The organism is Streptomyces sp. NBC_00162, from assembly GCF_024611995.1.
Classification (GTDB): Bacteria; Actinomycetota; Actinomycetes; order Streptomycetales; family Streptomycetaceae; genus Streptomyces.
Genome location: NZ_CP102509.1, coordinates 2164508 through 2190573, shown reverse-complemented (window position 1 = coordinate 2190573; position 26066 = coordinate 2164508). Strand labels below are relative to the sequence as shown.

Annotated in this window: 26 protein-coding genes, 5 pseudogenes and 1 riboswitch; of the genes and pseudogenes, 15 read left to right on the top strand and 16 right to left on the bottom strand. The window is 69.3% G+C overall.

All coding sequences use genetic code 11. The features are described 5' to 3' along the window. Positions 1-73: 73 nt before the first annotated feature. Both JIW86_RS10795 and JIW86_RS10790 read right to left on the bottom strand, forming a co-directional pair. Positions 74-889, bottom strand: coding sequence for a CbtA family protein (locus JIW86_RS10795; RefSeq protein WP_257553553.1), 816 nt, complete (start codon positions 887-889; stop codon positions 74-76). Between the two features lie 12 nt (positions 890-901). Beyond that, on the bottom strand, positions 902-1129 hold the full coding sequence (locus JIW86_RS10790) for a CbtB domain-containing protein (RefSeq protein WP_215145784.1): 228 nt from the start codon (positions 1127-1129) through the stop codon (positions 902-904). A gap of 59 nt (positions 1130-1188) precedes the next feature. Beyond that, positions 1189-1271: riboswitch (cobalamin riboswitch) on the bottom strand. Between the two features lie 150 nt (positions 1272-1421). Between JIW86_RS10790 and JIW86_RS10785 the strand changes: the two genes are divergently transcribed. Further along, complete coding sequence (locus tag JIW86_RS10785) at positions 1422-1994, top strand: histidine phosphatase family protein (protein WP_257553552.1); 573 nt, start codon at positions 1422-1424, stop codon at positions 1992-1994. A gap of 152 nt (positions 1995-2146) precedes the next feature. Here the strand turns inward: JIW86_RS10785 and JIW86_RS10780 are convergent, their stop codons facing one another. Both JIW86_RS10780 and JIW86_RS10775 read right to left on the bottom strand, forming a co-directional pair. Continuing rightward, entirely contained in the window at positions 2147-2869 is a 723-nt protein-coding gene (locus JIW86_RS10780) for a response regulator (protein WP_416237550.1), read from the bottom strand. After that, positions 2866-4128 (bottom strand): sensor histidine kinase, encoded by a 1263-nt coding sequence (locus tag JIW86_RS10775; RefSeq protein WP_257553551.1) that lies wholly within the window; start codon positions 4126-4128, stop codon positions 2866-2868. The genes JIW86_RS10780 and JIW86_RS10775 overlap by 4 nt, the downstream gene beginning before the upstream one ends. A gap of 142 nt (positions 4129-4270) precedes the next feature. Between JIW86_RS10775 and JIW86_RS10770 the strand changes: the two genes are divergently transcribed. Beyond that, positions 4271-5416 carry a serine hydrolase domain-containing protein gene (locus JIW86_RS10770; RefSeq protein WP_257553550.1) on the top strand — a complete coding sequence of 382 codons (1146 nt, stop codon included), beginning with the start codon at positions 4271-4273 and terminating at the stop codon, positions 5414-5416. 62 nt (positions 5417-5478) lie between these two features. After that, the gene (locus tag JIW86_RS10765; RefSeq protein WP_257553549.1) at positions 5479-6645 is read left to right on the top strand and encodes a serine hydrolase domain-containing protein; all 1167 of its coding nucleotides are present in this window, start codon (positions 5479-5481) and stop codon (positions 6643-6645) included. A 44-nt stretch (positions 6646-6689) separates the two neighbouring features. Here JIW86_RS10765 and JIW86_RS10760 read toward each other — a convergent pair. After that, positions 6690-6881, bottom strand: a pseudogene (locus JIW86_RS10760) (CorA family divalent cation transporter); the annotation flags it as partial. Positions 6882-7148: 267 nt separating this feature from the next. Here JIW86_RS10760 and JIW86_RS10755 point away from each other — a divergent pair. Next, the gene (locus JIW86_RS10755) at positions 7149-7421 is read left to right on the top strand and encodes an isoamylase early set domain-containing protein (protein ID WP_257559284.1); all 273 of its coding nucleotides are present in this window, start codon (positions 7149-7151) and stop codon (positions 7419-7421) included. Between the two features lie 343 nt (positions 7422-7764). Then, positions 7765-7995, top strand: a pseudogene (locus tag JIW86_RS10750) (site-specific integrase); the annotation flags it as partial. An 88-nt stretch (positions 7996-8083) separates the two neighbouring features. Here JIW86_RS10750 and JIW86_RS10745 read toward each other — a convergent pair. Further along, entirely contained in the window at positions 8084-8644 is a 561-nt protein-coding gene (locus JIW86_RS10745; RefSeq protein WP_257553548.1) for a hypothetical protein, read from the bottom strand. A 205-nt stretch (positions 8645-8849) separates the two neighbouring features. Between JIW86_RS10745 and trhA the strand changes: the two genes are divergently transcribed. Continuing rightward, positions 8850-9635, top strand: a complete 786-nt coding sequence (trhA, locus tag JIW86_RS10740; protein WP_257553547.1) for a PAQR family membrane homeostasis protein TrhA — start codon at positions 8850-8852, stop codon at positions 9633-9635. A 50-nt stretch (positions 9636-9685) separates the two neighbouring features. Here trhA and JIW86_RS10735 read toward each other — a convergent pair whose 3' ends face one another. Continuing rightward, the gene (locus tag JIW86_RS10735; protein ID WP_257553546.1) at positions 9686-10048 is read right to left on the bottom strand and encodes a PRC-barrel domain containing protein; all 363 of its coding nucleotides are present in this window, start codon (positions 10046-10048) and stop codon (positions 9686-9688) included. Positions 10049-10363: 315 nt separating this feature from the next. Between JIW86_RS10735 and JIW86_RS10730 the strand changes: the two are divergent. Then, positions 10364-11500, top strand: a pseudogene (locus JIW86_RS10730) (PP2C family protein-serine/threonine phosphatase). 71 nt (positions 11501-11571) lie between these two features. Here JIW86_RS10730 and JIW86_RS10725 read toward each other — a convergent pair. From JIW86_RS10725 to JIW86_RS10715, 3 genes are all read right to left on the bottom strand, one after another. Further along, a complete protein-coding gene (locus tag JIW86_RS10725) occupies positions 11572-11910 on the bottom strand; it encodes a helix-turn-helix domain-containing protein (RefSeq protein WP_257553545.1) in 339 nt (112 codons plus the stop codon). Positions 11911-13849: 1939 nt separating this feature from the next. Then, positions 13850-14053, bottom strand: coding sequence for a cold-shock protein (locus tag JIW86_RS10720; protein WP_257552146.1), 204 nt, complete (start codon positions 14051-14053; stop codon positions 13850-13852). 247 nt (positions 14054-14300) lie between these two features. Then, positions 14301-14639 (bottom strand): helix-turn-helix domain-containing protein, encoded by a 339-nt coding sequence (locus JIW86_RS10715; RefSeq protein WP_257553544.1) that lies wholly within the window; start codon positions 14637-14639, stop codon positions 14301-14303. 878 nt (positions 14640-15517) lie between these two features. Between JIW86_RS10715 and JIW86_RS10710 the strand changes: the two genes are divergently transcribed. Beyond that, on the top strand, positions 15518-15922 hold the full coding sequence (locus tag JIW86_RS10710; RefSeq protein WP_257553543.1) for an ATP-binding protein: 405 nt from the start codon (positions 15518-15520) through the stop codon (positions 15920-15922). Positions 15923-16280: 358 nt separating this feature from the next. Here the strand turns inward: JIW86_RS10710 and JIW86_RS10705 are convergent, their stop codons facing one another. From JIW86_RS10705 to JIW86_RS10690, 4 genes are all read right to left on the bottom strand, one after another. Next, entirely contained in the window at positions 16281-16595 is a 315-nt protein-coding gene (locus tag JIW86_RS10705; protein ID WP_257553542.1) for an SCO5918 family protein, read from the bottom strand. Positions 16596-16644: 49 nt separating this feature from the next. After that, positions 16645-17049, bottom strand: a complete 405-nt coding sequence (locus JIW86_RS10700) for a CBS domain-containing protein (RefSeq protein ID WP_257553541.1) — start codon at positions 17047-17049, stop codon at positions 16645-16647. Positions 17050-17095: 46 nt separating this feature from the next. Further along, on the bottom strand, positions 17096-18610 hold the full coding sequence (locus JIW86_RS10695) for a DEAD/DEAH box helicase (RefSeq protein WP_257553540.1): 1515 nt from the start codon (positions 18608-18610) through the stop codon (positions 17096-17098). Between the two features lie 319 nt (positions 18611-18929). After that, positions 18930-19133, bottom strand: coding sequence for a cold-shock protein (locus tag JIW86_RS10690; protein ID WP_008734853.1), 204 nt, complete (start codon positions 19131-19133; stop codon positions 18930-18932). Between the two features lie 1360 nt (positions 19134-20493). Between JIW86_RS10690 and JIW86_RS10685 the strand changes: the two genes are divergently transcribed. Continuing rightward, positions 20494-20853, top strand: coding sequence for a hypothetical protein (locus JIW86_RS10685; protein ID WP_257553539.1), 360 nt, complete (start codon positions 20494-20496; stop codon positions 20851-20853). A gap of 89 nt (positions 20854-20942) precedes the next feature. Here the strand turns inward: JIW86_RS10685 and JIW86_RS10680 are convergent, their stop codons facing one another. Both JIW86_RS10680 and JIW86_RS10675 read right to left on the bottom strand, forming a co-directional pair. Continuing rightward, positions 20943-21386 carry a DUF2267 domain-containing protein gene (locus tag JIW86_RS10680; RefSeq protein WP_257553538.1) on the bottom strand — a complete coding sequence of 148 codons (444 nt, stop codon included), beginning with the start codon at positions 21384-21386 and terminating at the stop codon, positions 20943-20945. Between the two features lie 50 nt (positions 21387-21436). Next, positions 21437-21832: a DUF2267 domain-containing protein gene (locus JIW86_RS10675; RefSeq protein ID WP_257553537.1), complete on the bottom strand. Its 396-nt coding sequence runs from the start codon at positions 21830-21832 to the stop codon at positions 21437-21439. 229 nt (positions 21833-22061) lie between these two features. Between JIW86_RS10675 and JIW86_RS10670 the strand changes: the two are divergent. The 6 genes and pseudogenes from JIW86_RS10670 to JIW86_RS10650 form a co-directional block, all read left to right on the top strand. Further along, a pseudogene (locus JIW86_RS10670) lies at positions 22062-22844 on the top strand (iron-containing redox enzyme family protein); the annotation flags it as partial. 192 nt (positions 22845-23036) lie between these two features. After that, positions 23037-23556 (top strand): annotated as a pseudogene (locus JIW86_RS10665) (leucine zipper domain-containing protein); the annotation flags it as partial. Between the two features lie 21 nt (positions 23557-23577). Beyond that, the gene (locus JIW86_RS42170; protein ID WP_416237674.1) at positions 23578-23685 is read left to right on the top strand and encodes a hypothetical protein; all 108 of its coding nucleotides are present in this window, start codon (positions 23578-23580) and stop codon (positions 23683-23685) included. Between the two features lie 367 nt (positions 23686-24052). Then, positions 24053-24436, top strand: coding sequence for an STAS domain-containing protein (locus JIW86_RS10660; RefSeq protein WP_257553536.1), 384 nt, complete (start codon positions 24053-24055; stop codon positions 24434-24436). Between the two features lie 58 nt (positions 24437-24494). Beyond that, positions 24495-25220, top strand: a complete 726-nt coding sequence (locus JIW86_RS10655; RefSeq protein WP_257553535.1) for an ANTAR domain-containing protein — start codon at positions 24495-24497, stop codon at positions 25218-25220. Between the two features lie 5 nt (positions 25221-25225). Then, a complete protein-coding gene (locus JIW86_RS10650; protein ID WP_257553534.1) occupies positions 25226-25975 on the top strand; it encodes a GAF and ANTAR domain-containing protein in 750 nt (249 codons plus the stop codon). Positions 25976-26066 lie beyond the last annotated feature (91 nt).

The window sequence follows — 26066 nt, the reverse complement described above, 5'->3', positions numbered from 1 at the left end:
CGTGCCACGGCATGACACTGCCCCGCCACCCACAAGGGGTGGCGGGGCAGTGTCATGCCGCGCCGGAGGCCAGTCAGCCGAGGGCGGGCGTCCGTTGCGGTACGGCCGCATCGGCGTCGGCCGTACGTGTGGCCAGGAGCCGCTGGGCCAGAACGCCGAACACGATGGCGAACACTGCCCAGAGCACGACCTGGACGGCCAGCGAGGCGACCCGGAACTCCCACAACAGGGCTGCGGGGAAGCCGGGCTTGATCGCGTCGTCGTTGTCCGGCAGGAACGCGAACGCGAGGCCGGCGGCGACGACGAAGCCGGCACCGGCGGCCAGGGTCGCGTTCCAGTTGCCCAGACGCGGAGCCAGGCGCCGGCCCGCGATGATCGCGCCGACGCCGAGGAGCACGCTGAGCAGGATCATCAGGAAGAACAGCGTGGTGCGCTGCCCGATGGTGTCCGGGTTTCCGACCGCCGGGGGAGTGGCCGGGTACTTCAGGAACGGCACCAGGTAGACGGTGGCGAAGGCCGCCGCCGCGGTGAGGGCCGCCGTCGCCCGCGGGCTGAACCGGCCCACGCGCCCCAGGGCGAAGGAGAACGCCAGGGAGGCGATGCCGCCCAGGGCGACACCGTAGACGAGGACACCGGTGGCCAGACCGGCCGTCGACTGCACCGGCCGGCTGACCAGTTCCTCTTCCTGCTCGGCGGCCTCGCCCGCGGCGCCGCCGTGCCCGGCGTGCGCGCCCGCCGCGTCCTGGGCGGCCTGCGCCTCCTCCACCGCGATGGAGCCGTTGACGGGAGGCTCACCCACGACGTAGGCGACGGTGAAGGCGAAGAGCCCGGCGATCAGGCCCGCGAGCATGCCGCGGACCAGGAGCCCTCTGACAGTTGAGGCGTACATGTGCATTGCCTCTCAGTGGCAGGGGAAGCCGAGCAGGTGACGACCGTCGTGCACCCACTCGTGCACTCCGGCGCCGGAGAACACGGAGGTGGCGCCCTGCTCGGCGCCGACGAAGTACAGGGCGACGAGCATCAGAAGGCCGACGAAAAGCGCCCAGGGCAGTACCGCGCGCACGGGCAGCGGAGCCGGCAGGGAGCCGGAAGGGGTGGGTATGGCGGTGGAGACGACGGCCTCGGCCATGGTGGAACCTCCTCGGGGAACACGCGTCCCATACGGTGGTGCAGGACGACGGGCCCCGGGTCTGACTCGCCGCGGCGCACCCCGTGGGGGAGTCACCGCAGCACACAGTGGCGCGACCATGCCGGATTCGCACCGGACTTCCGTCTCGCCGTCGTCACTTTGTTGAAATGTCGCCTGACGGTACCGCGCGCCGCCCACATCGCCAAGGGCGTGAGGCCCGCATCACTCGCGCACGCCCCCTGGATAGAGTGCCGGCCTGAAACTGCCGACGACCGCAACCGCAAAGGATCCGATGACAGTCCGGCTGACGCTGATCTCCCCCGCGACGAGCGAAGCACTGCGAGATGTCCGGTTCGACGACCAGAGCCCCCTCGATTCCGCGGGAATCGCTCGCGCCGAGGCCGCCGCAGCCGGCCTCAACCCGCCCGCGCGCACCTACGTTTCCCCCTCCCCCCGCTGCCGCCAGACCGCCAGGGCTCTAGGCCTCCGGCCGGAGCCGTCATCCGGCCTGGCCGCCTGCGACATGGGGCGCTGGCGGGGGCGGACCCTGGACGCCGTCGCAGCCGCAGAGGAGGAAGCCGTCGCCGCCTGGCTGTCGGATCCGACGGCTGCACCACACGGCGGGGAATCGCTGCGCGACGTACGCCTGCGGGTCGGCGCCTGGCTCGACGCCCTGGCCGACGGGGACCGGTCCGAGCACATCACGGCCGTAGCCGAACCGGACGTGATCCGCGCCGCCGTGCTCCACGCCCTCACCGCGCCCGACGAGATGTTCTGGCGCATGGACATCCGCCCCCTCACCGCAACCCACCTCACGGGCCGCGCCCATCGGTGGAACCTGCGCATCGGCAGCACGCTGGAGTAGACGATTGCAGAGGCGAAGTCACGTCGGGGGCGAGGACCCGTCAACTGCAGCGAGTCGCGAGCCGTCAGCGACCGTCTTGCTGGGCGGGTTTGAGGAGCGAGTGCTCCTCGGTGGCGGTGGCGGTGGCGGTGGCGCGTTGGAGCGGAAGCCGGTCAGCCGGCGAAGCCCGGGACCACCAGGCCGGACTCGTACGCGATCACGACCGCATGGGTCCGGTTCTGCGCGCCGAGCTTGGTCAGCACGTTGCCGACGTGGGTCTTGACCGTCTCCAGGCTCACCGTGAGGGACTCCGCGATCTCCGGATTGGAGAGCCCGGTGGCCATCAGGCGCAGCACCTCCTCCTCCCGGCCGGTCAGGGCGGCCTTCGGCAGGGCCTCGGCGGAGCCCAGCGGGCGGGGGGCGACCATGCGGCCCAGTGCGGCCGGGAAGAGGACCGCTTCGCCCGCCGCCACGACCCGTACCGCCTCGGCGATCCGGCGGACCGGGAGGCGTTTGAGTACGAAGCCGCTGGCGCCCGCGCTGAGGGCGGCGGTGACGTAGCCGTCGTTCTCGAAGGTGGTGATCACCACGACCTTCGGCGGGTCGGCCGCTTCGGCCAGCAGGTGGCGGGTGGCTTCGATCCCGTTGCGACGCGGCATCCGCACGTCCATCAGGACCACGTCCGGCCGCAGGCTCAGCGCCCGTTCGACGGCCTCGACGCCGTCGGCGGCCTCGCCGACCACCGTGATCCCCGGCTGTGCGGCGAGCAGCATGCGCAGGCCGCTGCGGGTCACCTCGTCGTCGTCCGCGATCAGGAGGGTGACGGCGGGGCTGGTGACGGCCGGGCTGGTGACGGCGGGTAGGGCCGTGCCTTCGCCCGCGCCGGAATCACTCACTCCGACCCCCGTACCGACACCTGTACCGGCAGCCGGCAGGCCAGCCGCCAGTGCTGCGGCCCGTCCGGGCCGGCCTCGAACTCGCCGTGCAGCAGCCGTACGCGCTCGGCCAGTCCGGGCAGGCCGTGGCCGGAGGTCGGGAAGGCACCCGGGCCCTTGCCGGTGCTCGTCCCCGCCCCGGTCCGGTTGACCACCGTGAGATCCAGTCCGTCCGGCCCGGCCGCCACCCGCACCTCGATCGGGCCACCCGCCCCGTGGCGCAGCGCGTTCGTCAGCCCCTCCTGGAGGATCCGGTACGCCGCCCGGGAGAGCGTCCCCTGCACCTGCGCCAGCTCGCCCGACAGCTCCGGTTCCACCACCGCCCCCGCGTGCCGCAGGCGGTCCAGCAGCTCGGGGAGGTCGGCCAGGGTCCGGGTGGGCGCCGTTCCCGACTGTTCCTCGCGCAGGACCCCGAGTACGTAGTCCAGGTCCTCCAGCGCGGCCCGCGTCGACTCCTCGATGCTGCGCATGGCGGCCCGCGCCGCCGCCGGGTCGGCGGAGAGCACCTCGCCCGCCACCGCCGCCTGGATGGTGGCCGCGGTCAGCGTGTGCCCGATCGAATCGTGCAACTCGTGGGCTATCCGGTTGCGTTCGGCCAGCTGCAGTTCCCGCTCGGCGGCCAGCGCGAGCCGTTCGGCCGCCGACGGCCCCAGCAGCCGTGGCGCCGACCATCGCAGGGCCTTCGTCACCAGTGCGCAGACGGCTACCGCCAGCAGGATGCACACGGCCGCCACCACCCAGCTCCAGCCGCCGCCCGACACCCGGACCGACGTGCCGAACAGACTCCCCCGCGCCTCGCTGCCGAGCCAGTTCCCCGGCAGGGAGAGGCCCATGAGGAACAGCACCCCGCTCGCCAGCGCCCCCGTCCAACCGACGGCCACGTGCAGCACCAGCCAGAGCGGGGTCCGCCAGCGGTCGAGGCCGAGCGAACCGGAAGTCCGGCGACCGGTCGCCGGATCCGGCAGCGGCACCCGCAGCAGCCGTCGGGCGGACACGACCAGCGCCCGCCGTACGGGGCGCGCCAGTCCGGCCACGCCGACCAGTGCCGCCCAGACCAGTAGGACCAGGACGATCTGCACGCTCTCGGGAGCGGATCGCCACGACAGGGCCGGCAACAGGGCGAAAGGCAGCAGCGGAAGGCTCGCCAGAGCGCCGCAATAGGCGAACAGCACACCCGAATACGTGGAGCCGCGCAACAGCGGCCGAATTCCCCTGATCATGATCGCCAGTATCGCCGGGCCGTCCACCGGCAGCCTCCCCCGATCGGGGGAGCCATTTCTCCCGCATTCCCGCGATGCGGCCACAGGGCCCTGGAGACCAGGATCGTGCCCCGACCGAACGATTCTTCCCAGGAGTTGACTCATGCGTACTCAGACCCGGCAGCAGGGCGGCGGGCGGCGACGAGCCGTGTCGGCCGCGACCGCGGTGGCCATCGGCGTCATGACACTGGGCGTCCTCGCCCCGCCCGCCGCCTCCGCCGCCAGGCCGGACGCCGTCCAGCAGAGTCTGAACGCGCTGGTGCGCGACGACGGGATGCCCGCCGCGCTGGCGAGCGTCCAGGACCGTGACGGCCGCACCCGCACCTACACCGCAGGGGTCGGCGACCTGGCCACCGGCTCGAAGGTGCCCAGGGACGGCCAGGTACGGATCGGCAGCAACACCAAGGCGTTCACCGCGGTGGTGGTCCTGCAGCTGGTCGGCGAAGGAAAGATCGGCCTCGACACCATGGTGGACGACTACCTGCCCGGACTCGTCCGCGGGGAGGGGATCGACGGACGCCACATCACGGTCCGCCAGCTCCTCCAGCACACCAGCGGACTCCCCGACTACGGCGTCCACGTCGACGACGACGAGATCAGGAACCGGTACCTCGAACCCCGCGAGCTGCTCGACATCGCCCTCCGGTACAAGGCCGACGCGGCTCCGGGGGAGACGTGGGGATACAGCAACACCAACTACGTCCTGGCCGGCCTGATCGTCCAGAAGGTCACCGGCCGCCCCCTCGCCGAGGAGATGGACCGGCGCATCATCAAGCGCATCGGGCTGCGCCACACCTACTTCCCCGCCCCCGGAGAGATGACCATCCGAGAGCCGCACCCCCAGGGCTACCACCGCAACCCGGCGGACGGACCGCTGCGCGACTTCACGGAGATGGACCCCTCCTGGGGCTGGGCCGCAGGCCAGTTGATCTCCACCAACTCCGACCTCAACCGCTTCTTCACCGCGCTCCTCGCCGGCCGCCTCCTCCCGGCGGCCCAGCTCGCCGAGATGCGCACGACGGTCCCCGCCGGTACCTCAGGCCTCCGCTACGGGCTGGGTCTCACGAGCAGGCCGCTGTCGTGCGGCGGCGTCTACTGGGGCCACGGCGGCGACATCGCGGGATACGAGACCCGCGGCGGAGTCACCGACGACGGCCGCGCCGCCAACATCGCGGTCACCAGCATCCCGACGGACGAGGCGGCCACGCAGCACGTGAACAACGCCGTGGACAGGGCCCTGTGCGGATGAATCACGCACCCGGCAACCCGGCGACCCGAACGACGATCCAACGATTCCTCAGGAGCTGACTCATGCGTGGACAGATACGACAAGGGCTTCGCTCGCCGGGCCCGCAGCAGGGCACGCGGCGACGAGCCCTGCCCGCCGCAGCCGCGGTGGCCATCGGCGTCATGACACTGGGCGTCCTCGCCCCGCCCGCCGCCTCTGCCGCCAGGCCGGACGCCGTCCAGCAGAGTCTGAACGCGCTGGTGCGCGACGACGGGATGCCCGCCGCGCTGGCGAGCGTCCAGGACCGTGACGGCCGCACCCGCACCTACACCGCAGGGCTCGGCGACCTGGCCACCGGCTCGAAGGTGCCCAGGGACGGCCAGATACGGATCGGCAGCAACACCAAGACCTTCGTCGCGGTCGTCGTCCTGCAGCTGGTCGGCGAAGGAAAGATCGGCCTCGACACCACCGTGGACACCTACCTGCCCGGCCTTGTCCGCGGGGAGGGGACCGACGGACGGCGCATCACGGTCCGCCAGCTCCTCCAGCACACCAGCGGACTCCCCAACTACAGCAACCACCTCGGGGACGACGTCCGTTACTACGCCCCCCGCGAACTGCTCGACACAGCCCTCCGGCACCCGGCGGACTTCGCCCCCGGAACGAGTTGGAAGTACAGCAACACCAACTACGTGCTCGCCGGCCTGATCGTCCAGAAGGTCACCGGCCGCCCCCTGGCCGAGGAGATCGACCGGCGCATCATGAAGCGCATCGGGCTGCGCCACACCTACTTCCCCGCCCCCGGTGACGCGAGCATCCGGGAACCCCACCCCCACGGCTACTACCGCGAATCGCCGGACGGACCGCTGCGAGACATCACCGAGATCGACCCTTCCTGGGGCTGGGCGGCAGGCCAGATGGTCTCCACCAACTCCGACCTCAACCGCTTCTTCAGCGCACTCCTGGCCGGCCGCCTCCTGCCCCCGGCCCAACTCGCCCAGATGCGCTCCACCGTCCCCGCCGAAGCCACCTTCGGCCCCGGAGCCCGCTACGGACTCGGACTCGTCAGCAGGCCGCTGCCGTGCGGCGGTCTCTCCTGGGGCCACGGCGGCAGCTTCCCGGGGTACGAAACCCGCGGCGGCGCCACCGACGACGGCCGCGCCACCAACATCGCGGTCACCATGCAACTCACCGACGAGGCGGGCCGGACGAACCTGGAACGCGCAGTGGACACCGCCCTGTGCCACTGAACCCCACCAAGGGCCTTCCGTGATGGGCAACCGTTCTCCGCCTACTACAGCCAGTCGCGCTTCTTGAAGATGACGTACAGGCTCACGCAGACCACTGCCATCAGCAGGATTGCGAAGGGGTAGCCGCCGGCCCACTTGAGCTCCGGCATGGTCTCGAAGTTCATGCCGTAGATCGTTCCCACCAACGTGGGTGCAAACAAGATGGCGGCCCATGAGGAAATCTTCTTGAAGTTGTCACCCGCATGCCGCTGACCTGCGGAAATTCCCTACGTAGGCGGTCTGACCTGCAGCGATCGACCTTTCCGAGTCTTTCACCCTGCTGCCCGTATATACAGCCGATTCCCCCCAGCCGCCCCCCAACGAGGCCTCATTCCCCCCAGATTCCCCCCAGCGGAGGCAGCTTCTGACGGCGGATCGCCGCTGGCTGGGGCCGTGATTGCGGCGGCAGGGAGGGCTACGCGGCGTAGGAAGAGGGAACTGAGCAGCCCGCAGCGGAAGCGCGACTGGAGCACACGCTGCGCAAGGACCGCACGGAAGTCACCTTCGTCCTGCCCGCCGACACCCCGCCCGGCCCGGTCAGCGTGGTGGGCGACTTCAACGACTGGCAGCCTGGTACCCACACCCTGCGGCCCCGCAAAGACGGGAAGCGGGCGGTCACGGTCCAGCTGCCGAGCAAGAGCACGCATTCTTTCCGGTACCTGGCCGCCGGTGACTACTGGTTCAACGACGAGAGTGCCGGCGACCAGGACGGCCCCAACAGCCGTCTGCACACCTGATGACCCCAGCAGCGACCCGGTAGGGCCCGCGCCGTTGACCGCCGACACACGCCGCCATGGCCGGGTCCGGGCGAACGCGTTCGCCGTGCAGTAATGATCAACGGGCCTTACTGCCAAGCTCACTCTGGGCGGGCCGGGTCCAGACATCCTCTGAATGACCGCTGCGCGGTCAGTCCCATGATCTGCGGGACTGCGCGGCCTGGCGCCACCGTTCAACGGGACCTTCGGGTGTCCAGACCAACGTCCCATCAGGTGGGTACGTTGCTCCCATATCTGACTTCTTGATCGTGATCACGACCGTGGATGCCTGGGCGCCGCGCGGAAGCTGTCGCGTTCGGCGGTCTTCCGTTTCTACGACCTGCGCCACACCGGACACACCCTCTCCACCCAGTCCGGCGCGACCCTCAAGGGCACGATGGTCCGTGCCGGGCAGTCCTCGGAGAAGGCCGCGATGATCTACCAGCACTCCGACGATGAACGTCAGCAGGAGGTCGCCGGCGGTATTGACGCCCGGTGCGCGCTGCCCGCGACAAGGGAGCGGTGCGGCGGGCGACAAGGGGCGCCTGACGGTTGAGGGGTGAGGGGAGGGAGGAGTCAGGATCCCTCCCCTCACCGGTCCTTCAGGTGCGGTCGGGGTCGAACGGCACGGGTGACCTTGCGGATCAGATGCTCGTCCATGCGTCGAGGAAGGCCTCCCGCCTGGACGGATCGGCTGATTTGTGGTCCGCGTGGAGGACGCGCCAGGCGGTGAGTTCGAGGTCGCGGAGCCACAGCTCGCCGATGACCTGCGTTTTGAGGTCGGGGAGGTGGTCGGACTCGGCGAGTGCCTGGCCGATGACCTCTCCGGCTGCGATGCGCTGGGGCGGGGTCATCTCGTCGAAAGCCGAGAGGATCTGCCCGGCCAGACCGGTGCCTTCTCCTGCCAGCGAACTCAGCACGCACGCCTTGATGTTGGCGGGCAGCAGGTAGAGGGAGCCCGAGGACCTCCACAGTTCCGACCAGAAGTGCTCTCCGGACGCAGTGGGGGCGGGGAGCGCGGCCAGTAGACCGAGGAGGTGAGCGGTGGCCACGTATCCGTCGGAGTGGGCCGATGCGACGACGGCGATGTCCGCGACGCGCTCCACGTCGATGAGGCCGGCTTCGAGACGTGGATCCAGCCCCAGCCGCTGTTCCAGTTGATGGGACAGGGGGGCGGACGCGTGGGAGCGGAACTCGGGAAGCATCGGCGGTCCTTGAACGTAGGAGAGCGGAGAGGCCCGTTCGGAAGCCCAGATCGTTCCCCTGGCCCGCCGAATTACACGAGTTCCACCGACCCAGTTGGCGGAAGACTGCCAGGACCGACGCGATGAGGCGGATGACCCGGCCGCGCCGGCGGACTGCGGCAGACCTCAGGTGATGCTGCTCCAAGTCAGCTCCTAGCATGAACTCATGGTTGCCAGTGATGCCCAGCAGTCCGAGCCAGGACGGGAAGCAGTGTCCCGGGACGACGCCGAAGCCGGCGGTGTTCTCTCCGCACCGACGGATGGAGGAAGCGAGGGCTCCCAGCCGGTTGCCGACCTGTTCGAGCGAGCGGCCGATCTGGCGGAGCCGATCAAGCCGAAGCTACGAGGCTGGCTCCATGCCGGCATGGTCCCCGCGTCCCTGGCCGCAGGCATCGTCCTCATCTGCCTGGCAGGAACACCGCAGGCCACCGTGGCCTGCGCCGTGTACGCGGTCACCGCCTGGCTGCTGTTCGGGACGAGCGCCGTCTACCACCTCGGCACCTGGGGACCGCTCGGCGAGGCCGTCCTGCGCCGCCTCGACCACGCCAACATCTTCCTGATCATCGCCGGCACCTGCACCCCGCTGGCCGTGCTCCTTCTCGCCCCTGACCAGCGGTCCGTCCTCCTGTGGATCGTGTGGACGGGCGCTCTGGCCGGCATCGCCTTTCGCGTCCTGTGGATCGGAGCGCCCCGCTGGCTGTACACGCCCTGCTACCTGGCCCTGGGCTGGGCACCGGTGCGCTACCTGCCCGACTTCCTGCACAGCGGCGGCGCGGCCGTACTCACCTTGGTCGTGACCGGCGGGCTGCTCTACAGCGCGGGCGCCGTCGTGTACGCCCTCCAGCGCCCCGACCCCTCACCCCGCTGGTTCGGATACCACGAGGTGTTCCACGCCCTGACCGTGGCAGCCTTCACCGCGCACTACATCGCCGTCTCCCTCGCCACCTACTGAGCACGAAGACGTGTCGATGCATGACCGCCCAGTTGCGTGGGGCCGGTGGGTTACCGACCGGCATCGGGTCCGGGCGCGAGCGAGCGGCGGAGGGAGACGTAGTAGTCGCCGACCGCGGACAGGTAGTCGTGCTCGGCTGTTTCGCTGTCGGTGGTGAACCGGGGCGCGGCCTTGATCTCTTCCTGCGTGGCCGAGACCCTCACCGCCTGCGCTTCGGCATCGATGCGGGTGACGGCGCTGGCCGGGACCAGGACGCTCTTGCCGAACACCCACACGCCGGTGTCGACCACCAGGTGCTGCATGCCGGACTGGTCCTGCTGGCGGTCCACGTGCCCGATGGCACCGTCAGCGGCCTCCACGGTGAACCCCACCAGTGACTGCCCGGACGTGTAACCGCTGTCCCGCGCATACATCCACACTCCGCTCACAGACCGTCTCCGCGTACTCGGCGACCAGACGTGGTGGCTCGGTGCACCACCGGTTCGCATCTGCCCGACCGCATGCCCCCGTGCTTGCCGCGCAACCGAGTCCGCAGAGCACTCCGGGCGTGCGCGCTACGCCGGTGGCCGGACAGTGGCTCCCAGCGCAGGCAGCGATGGCGGCGACATTTCCCGAGTACGGGCCGCTGCCCGCTTGTCGGGTGAACCAGCTCAGCAGCACGGGCGGTAGCGGCTCTCGCGGCAGCGGAAGCCGCCTCCTCTGTGGAGTCACTGGATGTCGTCGCCCGGATGCTCAGGGGCCGCCTGAACGCTGCTGCGGTCACGTTCCTGATCGTGGACTTCACCGGGTCGTCTGTGGTGCGGCTCGGGGCAGCCGACGACGTCGAGTCCAATGAGCCCCCTGAGCGCGTCGCTCTGCCGGGCACCCTCTACGCGGACGTATTGCGCACACAACGGCCTGCCGTCCAGCTGGAGGGCGACGGTCTGGTCAGGGTGGTGGCGCCCGTCACCAACCGCGGCGACGCCATCGGTCTGGTCGAACTGTTCCTGCCGGACCGTCCCGACGACGGCGGGATGAGGCAGATCGCTGCGACTGCGCACGCCCTGGCTTACATCGTCATCGCCAATCGGTCCTTCACCGACGTCTACCAATGGAGCCGCCGTACCCGTCCCCCTGAACCTGGCGGCCGAGATCCAGCACCGACTTCTCCCCGCCTCACTGGCATGTGAGGCGGCCCAGTTCACGGTCGCCGGAGCACTGGAGCCGGCGACGCACGTCGGTGGTGACACCTTCGACTACGTCGTCGACCGCGACACCATGCAGCTCTCCGTCACCGATGCCACGGCCACGACGCGGAAGCTGCGCTTCTCGCCACCCTGGCCGTGGGCGCCCTGCGCAGGGCGCGACGTGCCGGGGCCGATCTCGAACAACAGGCTGTCGAGGCCAACCAAGCGATCGTGGACAACGGCAGGCGGGGCTTCGTCACCGGACAGCTGCTGCGCGTCAGCCTGCTCGACGGGACCACCGAGTTCGTCAATGCGGGGCACCCCTGGCCGCTGCGCCTGAGGCAGGGAAAGGTTGAGGAATTGGTTCCCCAAGTGGATCTACCCTTTGGGATCCAGCCACGTACCGCTTACCGGGTGCAGCGGCTGGACCTGCAGCCGGGTGACCGGCTCGTGATGCTCACCGACGGCATGCTCGAGCGCCAGGCCGTGGATGTCGACCTGCTCTCCCTGATCGTGAGCACCGGCGATCTCCACCCACGTGAGGCCTCCCGCGCCCTGGTCGCAGAGGTTCTGCGCGCTCATGGCGGACGTCTCCAGGACGACGCGACGGTCATGTGCCTGGACTGGCACGGTACGCACCAGGCCACGCGCAGCGCTGACGCCGGGGCGGACCTCGCAGAAGCCTCGGCGCCCGAGTAGCACTCTGTCCAGAGTCCAAGCTGCGGTCCGAGATGATCGTGAGCCCGCCGATGCCGACGTGCACGATCACCTCAGGTGGAGGCCGGTGGAGTGGTGGATTCGCTGGCGCGGCGGTATTCGGCGTTGATGCGCTGGGCTTCTTCGAGTTGGTCTTCGAGGATGATGATGCGGCAGGCGGCGTCGATCGGGGTGCCTTGGTCGACGAGTTCGCGGGCGCGGGCGGCGATGCGCAGCTGGTAGCGGGAGTAGCGGCGGTGACCGCCGTCCGAGCGGAGCGGGGTGATGAGGCGGGCCTCGCCCAGGGCGCGGAGGAAGCCTTGGGTGGTGCCGAGCATCGCTGCGGCCCGGCCCATGGTGTAGGCGGGGTAGTCGTCGTCGTCGAGACGGCCGAACGAGTCGTCTGCTGTCATTGAACCTCTTTCTGGAACGCGTGGAGGGGCCCTGGTGCCTATGGCACCAGGGCCCCGAAGGAACTACTACACCATCTGCCGGCTCTCATACTGCGCCGGCCTTCTGTGTCCGCAGACCCGACTCATGCGTGATCGGGGTGCGGGGATCGCGGTTGCTTGACCGGAGACCACCTCACTAACGATGTCCTGCGGTACCCGGGCTTCAACCTGCCGGCCCGGGCGATCCTGATGGCGCTAAGCTCCTCCGTTCTTCCCTCGGTGATCAACTACTTACCAAGCGGGGGACTGCGTACTGCTGGTGATGCTTACTGCTGTACTGCCGGTACTGCTAACTGCTTGTGATGCTCGTGGCCTGGCCTAACGCCACGTTTCGGCAGCCAGCCCCGTCGCCCGTCCTGCGTCTGCTCTGGCTTGGAACCCCACTGCCGAACTTCTCGGTGCGCGCGCCCACATTCGACGCCTTCACCGAGGTGCTGCTCACTGACTTACCTGCTGGGTACTGCACCTACGAGAACTGCACTTACAGGTACTGCCACTGCGTTAACTGTGGTACTGCTCGTGGTGGCCCCTGATCACTGCGGGCCACCCGGTCCGGTCGTCAGTCCCGTCGCCGTCCTGCACCAGCTATGGCTTCGGAACTCCACCACCGCACCGTCCTGCGCACTGCACCTACGGGTACTGCGTGTACTACTGCCGGCAGTTCGTCTCTGCCAGGCCCTGCTGTCTCGCTGGGCTACGCGAGAAACCATAACCACGCCACCGCCCAATGTCTACTCCAGCCGAGATAGATTTGCTCTTGGCTGGTCAGGAGGTAATCGGGACCGAACGCGGCCGCTCCCTGAGACTGCCGAGCTGGACCTGGACACCGGCCGCGCCGCCGAGTTCGCCACGCCACTGCGGCGAGGGGTTGCCGATCCCGGCCGCTCCAGGGGAGCGGAGGAGGGGCCGTTGCGGCCAACCGGAAACGGTGTCCAACGGGGTGGAAGAATCGTTTTGACGAACGTGACGGATGATCGTTGGGTATACCTCGACCGCAGTGCTCAGTCCGGCAGTGGTAAGCGCAGAGCCGCTGCCCGTCTTCCGGAACAGCTGCGCCGGTGGCCTTCCCGTAGTCCGGCGCACGCCGGTGGGGAGGCCGGTGGGGAGGCCGGTGGAGAGGTCCCGGACGAGAGCACACCCCTTTACGCGCGGTTGGCCGAGGAGTGGGCGGCCCGCGGCGCCACCGTCCCCTGCTGTCCTGACCCGCTGTGGCAGCGTCTGGTCTCTGCCGAGCACTTCTGGCGTGAGACGGAAAGCACGTTGCGGCAGCTGCACCTGGCAGGGGATGCCCACCCTGCTGACGGTGCAGCTGCGTCGGTTCGAACGGAGGTACTCGCGTGATCCACGGCTCGCTGGTGTGCCGGGGCTGTTCCGGCACCCTCTACGCCGTTTCCACCACCTGTGCTCACTCGGCACCCTTGCCCACCTCGGGAGTCGATCACGACCGCACCCCGGCCTCTTGCCCCTTGCGGCCTCTCCTGCCCCTGGAAGGGGCGGCCGCTCACGTCTCCGAGCTTGCCCGCGCCGATCACGTCCTGACCGAACCGTCCTGACGCAATCACGGGCTCACCGTCATGGCCATGACCCGGGCCCTACGGCCTGCCGGCCACGGGCCCGATCAGCCGGTCCAGTCGTGCGTACAAGGCGCGGACCATCCGGGCGCGGCCTTGGACACAGCGCACGCCGCCCTCCACCGAGATGACAGTCGCCGGTCTGCCTCCCCGTCGGCCGGTCCCGCTCCAGACGCGGATCAGGGCCGCGCAGCAAACGCTGCGCGGCCCTGATCCAGTACTCCTCGGTTCCCGCCGACATCGCAGACGTCCGCTGTTCGGGCGCCTGCGAGCTGTACGGACAGCCGTGAGCGCCGATCGCGGCGGCCGCGCGGGCGGGGTGGGGAGGGTTAGGCCGGGGTGATGTTCTCGGCCTGCGGGCCCTTCTGGCCCTGGGTGATGTCGAACGTCACGACCTGGCCCTCCTGGAGCTCGCGGAAGCCCGAGGAGTTGATCGCGGAGTAGTGGGCGAAGACGTCCGGGCCGCCACCCTCCTGGGCGATGAAGCCGAAGCCCTTTTCAGCGTTGAACCACTTCACAGTTCCCGTAGCCATGTCTCATGCCTTCCAGTCGATGAACGCCTCCCGCTCCATGCGGAAGGCGGAGGTGATCGTCCTGGTTCCTGCGGCACTGCACAGCAAAACGCCCACACCAAGGCGTGGGCAAAGGGGACTTCCGAACCACGACAGCTGACGCAGACGCTACACGCACGCAACGGCCCGTCACCATAGGGAGCAAGGTGCTCATACCTCCGGCACGCGCGGGTCGGAGTGCCCACCGCGACCGGTGGGCACGTCCACCTCAGGCCGCCGTGCGCGGGCGTCCTTCGGGCGCTGGGGAGTGGTGCTCGGCGTTGACGCGCTGAGCTTCCTCAAGTCGGATCTCGAGCATCACGATCCGACAGGCGGCCTCAATGGGAGTGCCCTGGTCGACGAGTTCACGGGCGCGGGCGGCAATGCGCAGCTGGGAGCGGGAGTAGCGGCGGTGGCCGCCCTCGGAACGCAGCGGGGTGATCAGGTGGGCCTCTCCAATGGCGCGGAGGAAGGCCTGGGTGGTGCCGAGCATCTCTGCGGCCCGGCCCATCGTGTAGGCGGGGTAGCCGTCGTCGTCGAGACGGCTGAACGAGTCGTCTGCTGTCATCGCACCTCACTGCGAAACAGGTGGAGGAAGGGGTCGGAACGCGGGGAGGGGCCCTGGCGCCTACAACACCAGGGCCCCGAAGGAACTGCTACACCATCTGCCGGCCCTGTTGCTGCGCCGGCCTTCTGTTTCCGCTGACCCGGCCGAGATGCTGCCGGGAGTGCGGGGATCGCGGTTGCTTGACCGGAGACCACCTCGCTATCGATGTCCTGCGGTACCCGGACTCAGACTTACGTCCGGGCGATCCTGATGGCGCTTCAACTCCTCCGTTCATCCCTCGGTGTCAACTACTTACCAAGCGGGGTACTGCGTACTGCTGGTACTGCGAACCGCTTGTACTGCTCGTGGCCTGGCGTAGCGCCACGCTTCGGCAGCCAGCCCCGTCGCCCATCGTGCGTCTGCTCTGACTTGGAACCCCACTGCCGAACTTCCCGGTGCGCGCGCCCGCAGCCGACGCCTTCACCGAGGTGCTGCTCACTGACTTCACTGCTGGGTACTGCACCTACAGGTACTGCTACTGCGTTAACTGCGGTACTGCTTGTGGTGGCCCCTGATCACTGCGGGCCACCCGGTCCGGTCGTCAGCCCCGTCGCCGTCCTGCAACAACCCTGGCTTCGGAACTCCACCACCGCACCGTCATGCGCACTGCAACTACGGGTACTGCTGCCCGGCAGTTCGTCTCTGCCGGGCCCTGCTGTCTCTCTGGGTTACGAGAGAAACCATAACCACGCCACTGCCCAATGTCTACTCCAGCCGCAATAGATTTTTGAGTGCGTGTCGCTGAGGTAATCGGGTCCAGTCAGGTTGAACAGTCGTGGGTCAGGGCACAACGACCGGGCAGGCAAGGCCGGACACCGACAACAGACCCGGAGCGCGCGATGACCACGATGAGCGCCGAGTGCACAGCCCTTGCTTCTCTGTCTGCCGTCGGCGAGGCGCGCCAGGCCGCCCGGACATTCCTCGAAACCCTCGGGCAGCCGGCCATCGAGCCGGAGCACGCCGACACCGTGATCCTGGTGGTCTCCGAACTCGTCACCAATGCCCTGCGTCACGGCGGCGGCGCCTACACGCTTCGGCTGGCCGTGCACCCCGACACCATCGAGGTCGCCGTCGAGGACTCCAGCCCCCGACCGCCGCGCACGCGTACCCCCGACCTGGTAGACGGCACCGGCGGTTTCGGCTGGCACATGGTCAGTGACCTCGCCCGCGCCACCATCGTCACGCCCACGCCCGAAGGCGGGAAAACCGTACGCGCCCTCCTGCCCCGTCGGACCGGCGGATAGGCGCGATCCTGCGGGCGGGGTTGTTGATCCAGGGCTTCTCCGCGCGGAGTCCTGGCGGTCAGGTCTCGGTGCCGGGCAGGAGCCGCGTCTCTCGGATCACCCCACGCCCTGCCCGCCGCCTTCACATACGTCCTCGGTCGACCGGAGCCGCCCGGAGTGCGGTCGACCTGCGCCGCAGCCGGGCCTCCGCCGAACCGGGACGCACTTGCGTCCGTCGCACGCGCCGTAGCCACAACACCCCCGGGAGGGGCGGCCTACCCATCTGCGCTCCCCTGTGGCTACGCGAAGAGGGCCATACCGGCGTGTGCCGGTCGGGCCCTCTTCGCTGTCGGGCGGCGGCATGCGCCGGGCCCACCGGTCAGGCGGTTACGGGGGTGCCGAGCATCGCGGAGGCCCGCTGAAGGGGGCTGAGCACGCGTGTGGCCACGGCGGCTCGCGGAAGGCCGCCGCGGCAGGTGAAGCCGAGCTGGGTCATGGCGCGCAGGACCTCGCCGGCACTGAAGTCGCGGCGGTCTTGGCGGGTGAGGACCTGGCCGACCTGCTTGACGGGGTAGGTGCGGCGGCCGATGATCACGGACTCGCCGAGGACCTGCTCGGGCTTGATGCCCTTCATGGACTCCAGGACGCCCGTCTTGGTGAGGTCGAACGGGAAGCGGGCGATGACACAGCGCATGATGCTTCACAGGGAGAAGAGGGGAACGGTCCGACCACGGTGAGAGGGTTCAGCGGGCGAGGGCGAGGACGCCCAGAGCGCTGCCTTGTCCATCGACGACGGGCAGGGCGGCGAGCCTGCGGTAGCGCATCGCGTGCTCGGCCTCGGCCATCGCGGTCATGGGCGAGGCGAACGGCCCGCGGTCGCCGAGGACATCGCGTATATGGAGCTGGTCCGTGTACGCCGCGCTCTCGCGGACGGCGGTGAGCTGGGCCCGGGTGACCAGCCCGGTACACAGGCCGTCCTCGTCACAGACGAGCAGATGATCCGCGCGGGAGCCGGCCATGACGGCCAGGGCCACATCCACGGTCATGTCGTCGCAGACCTGCGGACCGGCTGCTTCCATGACCTCGTCCACCGTCCGGTGGGCGAGGTCGGCATGCGCGGAGCGGGGCTGCATCTGGACCAGCGTCAAAATCTGCCTCCTGCAGAGATGGGTCAGTTTCCTGATCACGTTGTTCTCAGGCCGCCGCATCGAAGGCGGACTGCCGCGCGCTCGCGCGCCGGGCGGCCGAAGCGGGCCCGCGGCGACCGCGGGAGGCCGTACTGCGCTTGGGCCGCTCGGACACCGGTGCGGTGATGGTGACCGGAATGCCGGAGGGTGCCTGGGCGCCGGTGATGCGGTTCAGGGCCTCGTCGCCCGAGCGGACCTGGGTGGTCTGCGGGGTGACGCCCGCGGCCTGCATGAGGCGTGCCATCTCGCGGCGCTGGTTGGGGGTGACCAGGGTGACGACGCTGCCGGACTCGCCGGCGCGGGCGGTACGTCCGCCGCGGTGCAGGTAGTCCTTCGGGTCGGTCGGCGGGTCGACGTTCACGACGAGGTCGAGGTTGTCGACGTGGATGCCGCGGGCGGCGACGTTCGTGGCGACCAGCACGGTGACGTGCCCGGTCTTGAACTGGGCGAGGGTCCGGGTCCGCTGGGGCTGGGACTTGCCCCCGTGCAGAGCGGCGGCACGGACCCCGCTGTTGAGGAGGTCCTGGGTGAGGCGGTCCACGGCGTGCTTGGTGTCGAGGAACATGATCACGCGGCCGTCGCGGGCGGCGATCTCGGTGGTGGTGGCCTGCTTGTCGGTGCCGTGGACGTGCAGGACGTGGTGTTCCATCGTGGTGACCGCGCCCTGCGAGGGGTCGACGGAGTGCACGACCGGGTCGGTCAGGTAGCGGCGGACCAGCAGGTCGACGTTGCGGTCGAGGGTGGCGGAGAACAGCATCCTCTGCCCTTCGGGCCGCACCTGGTCGAGGAGGGCGGTGACCTGGGGCATGAAGCCCATGTCGGCCATCTGGTCGGCCTCGTCGAGGACGGTGACGGCGACCTGGTTCAACCGGCAGTCACCACGGTCGATGAGGTCCTTGAGCCGGCCGGGCGTGGCGACGACCACTTCGGCCCCGGCGCGCAGCGCCTGTGCCTGCCGGTAGATGGGCATGCCGCCGACGACGGTGGCCAGGCGCAGCTTGACCGCCCGGGCGTAGGGGGTGAGCGCGGCGGTGACCTGCTGGGCGAGCTCACGCGTCGGTACGAGGATCAGCGCGAGCGGCTGCCCCGACTCGGCGCTCTGTCCGGCGGTACGGGCCAGCAGCGCGAGGCCGAAGGCAAGGGTCTTGCCGGAGCCGGTGCGGCCGCGGCCCAGGACGTCACGGCCCGCGAGGGTGTTGGGCAGGGTGGCGGCCTGGATCGGGAACGGCGTGGCCATGCCCTCGCGGCTGAGCGTGGTCAGCAGCTGGGCCGGCATGTCGAGGTCGGCGAAGGCCTCGACGGCGGGCAGCGCGGGGGTGATCGTCTTCGGCAGGGCGAACTCGCCCTGGACCGCGGCGGGTCGGCGGCCGTATCCGCCCGAGCGGCTCGGGGCTCCGGAGCGGCTCGGGGTCGAAGAGCCGAAACGGCTGCCCCGACCCGAACCGGCGCCGGCGCCGAAAGCGGGGCCGCCGGTGCGGCTGCGGGTGCGGGAGGAGCGGTCGTAGGTACGTGCGGGGTTCATGCGGAACCTTCCTTGATGCGGCACGTATCAAGGAATTCCCGCAGCGTAGGAGCGGCGCAGGGAATTGCGAGAACGGGCCGAATGGAATGCGAAAGCGGATCTGGCGGACAGGAAATCTGTACGGGCTCAGGCGCTGGAATAAGGTGGCGTCATGTGGACGCAACAACCAAAGCAATTGACTCGGGTGCAGCCCCGAGAGGGCCGGTCGACCGAGTGCCCCAATGCTCAATACCGCGGGTCAACCCACCGCGGGAAATGCATGCAGCTGGGGCCCGCACCCCGAAGGATGCGGGCCCCAGCTGCAGAATGCGCGTCAGCGTCAGGCGGGAACGATGTTCTCGGCCGTCGGGCCCTTCTGGCCCTGCGCGATGTCGAAGGTGACCTTCTGGCCCTCGTTCAGCTCGCGGAAGCCCTGGGCGGCGATGTTCGAGTAGTGGGCGAAGACGTCAGCGCCGCCACCGTCCTGCTCGATGAAGCCGAAACCCTTTTCCGCATTGAACCACTTAACGGTACCAGCAGCCATGTCATATCTCCTTTGGGGCAATACACCAGCATCTGCACTGTGCGGACGCCGTGTCGCCGCGATGATGCCCCGCCCGGTAAATGACCGGGAAATACAAAGCGCTTCTAGCGGAATGAATTCCTGCTGGAGGCGCTTGAAGTTCTTGGGTACCAAAACTGCAACCGAGATCGACAGTAGCACGCTGCAGTGGCTTGTGCGCGTTGAATATTTCCGGCCGCCGTGTTGCGGTAGAAACTCTCCCCGCGGGATCCGTTAAATTCTTAGGCCGCGGTGACAGATATTGGTTCACCCCGACCGCAGCGTTTTTTAGGTGCTCGCCGCCGGCTGCAGGAGGCGGCAGCGAAGTTGGCTGGTTGAGGACGTATTGGGGGCGGGTCCCGACGTGGCGGACCGCTGGAGCGGTCCTCGCGGTGGTGAGGTCCTGTACGACAACGAACGCGAAGTCGTTGCCGTGGAGGTGGCCCGGGTGCCCGGAGTGGGCTTGCCGCTACGCAGTCCTCCCATGCCCAACTGCTTGATGGGGCAGCCTCCGGCGGCTGGGGTGCCTGGGGTCGGTGGGGGTGCTGTGCCCTCGCGAACTGGGTAGCGCGGGCGGGGTGGTTGATCGTCCGCGTTTCAGGGTGTGAACGGGCGAACCGGAGCGGGCCTGTGGCGCGGGTCGCGCGAATTCCTGCTCGCGGTGCGAGGCGGCATCGCGCTCCTGCGGTGCAAGTGGTGCGCGAAGAGGCTTCTGGCCAGGGCATTCAGGCGAGTTGGGGCACGCGGAGGGCACGGCGAAGGCTGAGAGGTCTAGACAATGAAGAAGGCCCAGGTCGCTGACCTGGGCCTTCTTGCAAGAGCGGATGACGGGAATCGAACCCGCGCTATAAGCTTGGGAATCTACTGCGCGGAGGCCGTCCGCACTACGCCTGACCTGCGTAAACAGGCCTTGCTGGACCCCTCTCGGAGGCCTTCCGGGATCCGGGTCTGACCGCTGTTGACCGTCCTTAAGGGCACGGTTGGGGCACGGGCCCGGCACACGCCTTGGCGAGGGGCTCGGCCAACCCGGCGCCACTGGCAATTCTGAGGCCCGACAGCGGCCGCCCGAGCAGGCCTTGCAAGCACAATCGTTGCTTCACCAGGCGGCTCGGACCGTGCGATGCCAGCGTCAGTCTCTGGACCAGAGGCTTGCACGACACATCGTCTTGCTCGATGTGCGGGGATGAAGCGGCGTTCTGCCACTCCATCGATTATCGCTCCCCTGCGTGAAGCAGGCAGGAGCGCGGAAACATGATGGCCTGAGTGACACGCGGGCTCGTAGGATCCGCATAGACCGCAGGCTCCGCCCGCCGGGGCGCGGTGGAGAATGGAATTGACTTCCATGTCGAAGCCTGACGAGCTGCTCGTGAACGTCGCCGCCCTGGTGGAGTCCGGGCAGAGCAACCAGATGTCCCTGACCGTGGTCACCGGCGGTGCTGTCATCACCGGCCGGCTCGCCCCCGAAGCCGTGTGGAGAGAACGGGTGTCGGAGGTGCTGACGGATTCCGCCCGCCTGGGCGAGTTCTCCGCCGTCTTCACTGCCACGACACCCAAGGAGGGGCCGCTCACACATCTGCACTTCCATGTGGCGCGGATCCTGCAGGGAACCGTGGGCATCCCGGAGACGGGCGGGATGTACCGCATCTCGATCAAGGACGTCAGCGCCTGGACCGTGGGTGACTTCAGCTACTCCGACAACTGACCCGCGACTACGGCGCTAACCCGCCGCAGGGCTGAGGGCCCGACCGGTGCATCGGGGTCGGGCCCTCAACGCTGTATCGGAGCGCCGGATCAGGCTGCGGGCTGGGGCTGGCGCAGTTCCGCCTGGCCGAAGAGGAGGGCGTAGCCGCCGGGGAGCTGGTGGAGGATGCGGGCGAGGAGGCCGGGTCCCGCGAGGCGTGTGACGACGGCGAGTACGGCGCCGGTGTCCCAGCGTGCGGTGGCGGGGGTGCCGCCGGTGCGGATGGCCAGGTCCTTGATGAAGCCCCAGCCGGTGAGCTGTTCGGTGTCGGGGATCTGGGCGGTGAGGGTGAGGGCGGCCTCGACGGGCAGGCGCTGTGCGAGGTCGACGCGTTCGTCTCCGGTGACTTGCCGGCCTAGGGCGGCCAAGACGGTGCGGACGGCTTCCTCGGCGCGTTCGCGGGTGGGGTACGCACCCTCGTAGCGCACACGCTCCAGCATCTGCTCGAACGTCATGGCGGGCGGGGCCGGGTTCGGTCGAGGCTGGTCGTACATGGCTGCGGTTGCCTTTCTCTTCGATGGTTCGGGTCTGCGGCCGACTTCGCTCAGGTGGGCTGGGGGTGGCCGAAGAGGAGGTCGTAGCCGGGTGGGAGCTGGAGCAGGACCTCGCGGGTGAGGACGTCGCCCGCGGCGGCGGCCGCGGTGGACAGGACGGCGCCGATGTCCCACAGGGCTGTCTTCTCGGTGGCGCCTTCGATCCAGGCGGCGGTCGCGCGGACGAACCGTTCGGGCGAGAGGGGTTCGGCGGCCTGCAGGGGGTTGAGGAGGATCAGGGCGTAGGTCTCGGGCAGCCGGGCCGCGAGCTCGGCCCGTGCGCTGCCGACCAGGTGAGCGCCCAGCAGAGCCAGGACGACGCGGGCAACGCGATCGGCTTCTTCCGTGGTTTCGTACTCGCCGCGTTCCTGGACGTGGGCCAGGAATGACTCCCTGCGCATCGACATCACGACACCTCCGAGAAGGGGTGAAGGGGCGAGACGGGGCGGGGCGGAGGGCGGGGTGCCGGAGGGAATCGGCTCTTCCCGCCCTCCGCTGCCGGCTGGTGCGGGAGGGTTCAGCCGGAGATCTGCTTGCGGCCGCTCTCGCCGCCGATGGTGATCTTGCGGGGCTTGGCGCGCTGGTGGCATCCGCTCTCCCCCAGATTCCAGGAGTGATCATGAGCGTTGCAGGCGAGTCCTGCGCCTGCGCCAAGCCCTGGAAACCCGGTTCCTCCACGCACTGCGCACCGAACTCCACGACGCGCCCCGCTCCGTCGAGGAAGCCTTCGCCCCACTCCTCGTCGAACCCGTGGACCTGACCGAAAGCATCAGCCACCACCTCGAAACCGAAGGCGAACTCTGGCAGTTGCGCGAGTACGCGGCGCTACGCTCCCTCTACCACCTCAAGGAAGCCGACCCCCACGCCTGGGTCATCCCGCGGCTGACCGGCCGGGCCAAGGCCGCGATGGCGGCCATCGAGTACGACGAGTTCGGCGCCGGCCACCCCGACCGCATCCACGCCCAGCTCTTCGCCGACCTCATGACCGACCTCGGCCTCGACCCCGCATACGGCCGCTACCTCGACCAGGCCCCCGCGCCCCTGCTCGCCACCGTCAACCTGATGTCCCTCTTCGGCCTGCACCGCGCCCTGCGCGGCGCCCTTGTCGGGCACTTCGCCTGCCTCGAGGTCACCTCCTCACCGGGCTCCCGCCGCCTCGCCAAAGCCATGCTGCGGTGTAATGCGGGGCCGGCGGCGGAACACTTCTACGCCGAGCACGTCGAGGCCGACGCCGTCCACGAACAAGTCGTACGCCACGAGGTCATCGGTGGCCTCCTCGCCGAAGAACCCGCCCTGGAACCCGACATCGCCTTCGGCTGCGCGGCGACGGTCCTGCTGGAAGACCAGTTCGCCGCCCACATCCGCAACGCCTGGGATCAGGGGCGCACCACACTGCGCACACCCTTGCCGCCGCGGTGACGTGCCCGGCCCGCTACGGCGCCGCAGACTCGATACACGCCTCCTCGAGCGGCCTGCTACCCACCCTGTGGAACCACGCCCTAGGTGTGTTGTCCCGGGACGTTGGTGACACGCGTGCTGGGTTCTTGAACGGGTGAGGGCCTTCTGGGTTTGGTGGGGATTGCGACATCTTCACCGGTCCAGGAGGCCCTCGTGTCCCACCGTGATGCCCCGCTGACCGAGACCGGGCGACTTCGTCTGGCCCGTTGTGTCGTCGACGACGGCTGGCCTGTGCGACGGGCCGCGGAACGTTTCCAGGTCAGCCATACCACCGCGGCCCGCTGGGCATCCCGCTACCGGACCCTGGGCATCGCCGGAATGAACCGCTCCAGCCGACCGCACCACCAGCCCCGCCAGGACGCCGGCCGCGGTGGAGGAACACGTTTTGCGGCTGCGGCGCGAGCACCGCATCGGGCCGCTGAGGCTCACCGCCCGCTGCGGCATCGCGGCCTCGACCGCCCACCGCATCCTGACCCGCCACGGTCAGCCGCCCCTGGCCGCACTCGACCGGGCCACCGGCGAACTCGTCCACATCGACGTCAAGAAACTCGGACGGATCCCCGACGACGGCGGCCACAAAGCCCTCGGCCGGGCCGAAGGCCGGCCCAACAAGACCGGCGCCGGCTGGGCCTACCTCCACACCGCCCTCGACGACCACACCCGCCTCGCCTACCGCTTCGACTGCCCTCCGGGCCTGCATTGGAACCCCCGGCTTGACGTCTGCGACTATCCAGAGCACGCCTGCGTCCCTCTGGAGTGCGAGGAGCGGCCGGCCGCTGTCGAACCCAGGCGGTCTGTCTGACCAGGTGAGTGGTGCTCGCCTTGCGCTGTTCATGCGGCCGATGTGAAAGGTGGACGCCGCCTGGTGACTGGCGGGATATCCCGGGGCAGGAGCGGGGGCTATGCTGCGATGGACGTCCCGGTCCCTGACGTGGATAGCGCGCTTGTCGTGCAGGTGCCTGCGGGGTACAGAGGGTCCCCCGGTTCACCTCAGGCGCTGTCCTTTTGAGGCGAAACTAGTCGATTTGGTGGTCCTGGAGTCCAGGTCGCCAAGCCGATCGCTCGCCTGACCTGTCCGGGCATCCGACCACAGGAGAAACGCGTAAGACGGGGCCGAGAAGACCGGCCCGCCCGGCGCCGCACCATGTGGTCCCAAGAACCGAGGCGCTATGCCTGTTCTGCAGAGCTTGAACCTCCACCGGCACGACCGAGGCGATGAAACGACGATCACCCTTGCGGGTGAGCTTGATCTGGATACCGCAGCCCCGCTGCGGGCGATGGTCGATGACTGCCTGCGCGAGGGAGTACGGACCATCGACATCGACCTGAGCGCGCTTGCTTTCTGCGATGTCAGCGGCCTCAACGCCTTCCTGGCCGCCGCCGCGTGCACCGCTACGGCCAAAGGGTCGCTGCGCCTGCATCACCCGCGCCCGATGCTGATCCGGCTCCTGGCACTGACCGGCACCGGCTTCCTCCTCCACCGGCTACCCCGCGCGCCCGAAGTCGGCGCCTGGGTCCCGGCTGTGGTGTACCCCAGGCTGCTGGCCTCATGACCAGGACCGGCCACAGCGGGCCCGCCCGGCTTTGTCGCAGGGCGAGCGGTGATGACGGATGATCAGTGACCGCATGGCCTCGGTCCTGCGCACGCTGCAACTCGACGACCGGTCCCAGGGAGTCGACGACGCCACCCTGGCCGGCGCCCAGGCCCTGGGCGTGGACGGTCTCGCGGTCTCCTTGGTCGCCGCAGCCGGCCTGACCGAGCTCATGTGGTGCTCGGACCTCACCACGCGCCGCTTCGAGGACCTGCAACTGACCCTCGGCGAGGGGCCGGGACCAGAGGCGGTCCGTACCGGCGCGATGGTGTGGGTACCCGACCTGGCCCGGGTCCGACACGCCCGCTGGCCGGCACTGTCCATGGAGGCCCCCGACCTGGACGCCCGCGCGGTGTTCTGCTTCCCGATGGGCATCGGCGCGATCCGCGTCGGCGTCCTGACAGCGGTGCGCCGAACGCCGGGTCCACTGACCAGCCAGCAGACCGACGATGCGCTCACGCTGGCCGCCGCCCTGACCGCCCGCTGCCTGGGCAGCGGTGAACCACCTCTGGGCACCCACGCGCCGGTGGACTCTCCGCACGCCTTGCAGCACGCGGTGGTCCACCAGGCCACCGGCATGCTCAGCGTCCAACTCGCCATGCCCCTGCCCCAAGCTCTCCTACGACTGCGCGCGCATGCTTACAGCAGCGGACGTTCCATCACCGACATCTCCAAGGACGTGGTGGATCGGCGGCTTCGCCTGGACCACAACGGCACGCCCCCGACCGCCGTAGACAAGGACTGATCACCGTGACCCGAGAACAACGCGTGACCGAGGTCTTCGTGGAAGTCGCAGACTCCCTGATCGACGACTTCGACCTCATCGACTTCCTCCAGCAGCTGTCCGTGCGCTGCATGGAACTGCTGGACGTGGCCGCCGTCGGCATCATGCTGGCCGACCAGCATGAGGTCCTGCAGACCATGGCAGCCTCCGACGAACACACCCGGCTGCTGGAGCTCTTCGCCACCCAGCACGACCAGGGCCCCTGCGTGGACTGCTACAAGAGCGGCGAGCCACGCACCAACATCAACCTGACCGACCCCCAGATCACATCGGGCTGGCCGCAGTTCGCCCCACGCGCCGCCGAGACCGGGTTCGTGGCCGCCAATGCGATCCCGCTCCGGCTGCGCGGCCGGGTCATCGGAGTGATGGGCCTGTTCCAGACCGACCCAGACCCGCTCAGTGCCCAGGACATCGCCCTCGCCCAAGCACTGGCGGACGTGGCGACCATCGCCATCCTGCAGCAGCGCACCGTCGCCCACAGCGAGGTCGAGCGCGCCCAACTCCAGCACGCCCTGACCAGCCGCATCGTGCTGGAACAGGTCAAGGGCATCCTGGCGGAACGCTGGCAGGTCACCGTCGACGAGGCATTCGCCGCGTTCCGCTCCTACGCACGCGCCCATCACCACCAGCTCGTGCAACTGGCCCGCCAGATCGCCGACGGCACCTTCGAGACCACCCTGATCCCCCACCCGGACCGATCCCGGCCTCAGGGCTGACACGCCGTCCTGCGGGGCTGGATCTCACGAGCTCAGTACGCTCCGCGCCGCAGCGCCCACCCCCACATGCGGCCCCAGCCGACTGCCCGGA

Bases quoted from the DNA above. Each gene is read 5' to 3' on its own strand.
- JIW86_RS10725 (WP_257553545.1), bottom strand. From the start codon at position 11,910: ATGACAGCAGACGACTCGTTCGGCCGTCTCGACGACGACGACTACCCC.
- JIW86_RS10710 (WP_257553543.1), top strand. From the start codon at position 15,518: ATGACCACGATGAGCGCCGAGTGCACAGCCCTTGCTTCTCTGTCTGCC.
- JIW86_RS10705 (WP_257553542.1), bottom strand. From the start codon at position 16,595: ATGCGCTGTGTCATCGCCCGCTTCCCGTTCGACCTCACCAAGACGGGC.
- JIW86_RS10715 (WP_257553544.1), bottom strand. From the start codon at position 14,639: ATGACAGCAGACGACTCGTTCAGCCGTCTCGACGACGACGGCTACCCC.
- JIW86_RS10660 (WP_257553536.1), top strand. From the start codon at position 24,053: ATGCCTGTTCTGCAGAGCTTGAACCTCCACCGGCACGACCGAGGCGAT.
- JIW86_RS10655 (WP_257553535.1), top strand. From the start codon at position 24,495: ATGATCAGTGACCGCATGGCCTCGGTCCTGCGCACGCTGCAACTCGAC.
- JIW86_RS10695 (WP_257553540.1), bottom strand. From the start codon at position 18,610: ATGAACCCCGCACGTACCTACGACCGCTCCTCCCGCACCCGCAGCCGC.
- JIW86_RS10790 (WP_215145784.1), bottom strand. From the start codon at position 1,129: ATGGCCGAGGCCGTCGTCTCCACCGCCATACCCACCCCTTCCGGCTCC.
- JIW86_RS10795 (WP_257553553.1), bottom strand. From the start codon at position 889: ATGTACGCCTCAACTGTCAGAGGGCTCCTGGTCCGCGGCATGCTCGCG.
- JIW86_RS10770 (WP_257553550.1), top strand. From the start codon at position 4,271: ATGCGTACTCAGACCCGGCAGCAGGGCGGCGGGCGGCGACGAGCCGTG.
- JIW86_RS10765 (WP_257553549.1), top strand. From the start codon at position 5,479: ATGCGTGGACAGATACGACAAGGGCTTCGCTCGCCGGGCCCGCAGCAG.
- JIW86_RS10680 (WP_257553538.1), bottom strand. From the start codon at position 21,386: ATGTACGACCAGCCTCGACCGAACCCGGCCCCGCCCGCCATGACGTTC.
- JIW86_RS10775 (WP_257553551.1), bottom strand. From the start codon at position 4,128: ATGATCAGGGGAATTCGGCCGCTGTTGCGCGGCTCCACGTATTCGGGT.
- JIW86_RS10675 (WP_257553537.1), bottom strand. From the start codon at position 21,832: ATGTCGATGCGCAGGGAGTCATTCCTGGCCCACGTCCAGGAACGCGGC.
- JIW86_RS10745 (WP_257553548.1), bottom strand. From the start codon at position 8,644: ATGCTTCCCGAGTTCCGCTCCCACGCGTCCGCCCCCCTGTCCCATCAA.
- JIW86_RS10735 (WP_257553546.1), bottom strand. From the start codon at position 10,048: ATGTATGCGCGGGACAGCGGTTACACGTCCGGGCAGTCACTGGTGGGG.
- JIW86_RS10690 (WP_008734853.1), bottom strand. From the start codon at position 19,133: ATGGCTGCTGGTACCGTTAAGTGGTTCAATGCGGAAAAGGGTTTCGGC.
- JIW86_RS10785 (WP_257553552.1), top strand. From the start codon at position 1,422: ATGACAGTCCGGCTGACGCTGATCTCCCCCGCGACGAGCGAAGCACTG.
- JIW86_RS10685 (WP_257553539.1), top strand. From the start codon at position 20,494: ATGTCGAAGCCTGACGAGCTGCTCGTGAACGTCGCCGCCCTGGTGGAG.
- trhA (WP_257553547.1), top strand. From the start codon at position 8,850: ATGGTTGCCAGTGATGCCCAGCAGTCCGAGCCAGGACGGGAAGCAGTG.
- JIW86_RS10720 (WP_257552146.1), bottom strand. From the start codon at position 14,053: ATGGCTACGGGAACTGTGAAGTGGTTCAACGCTGAAAAGGGCTTCGGC.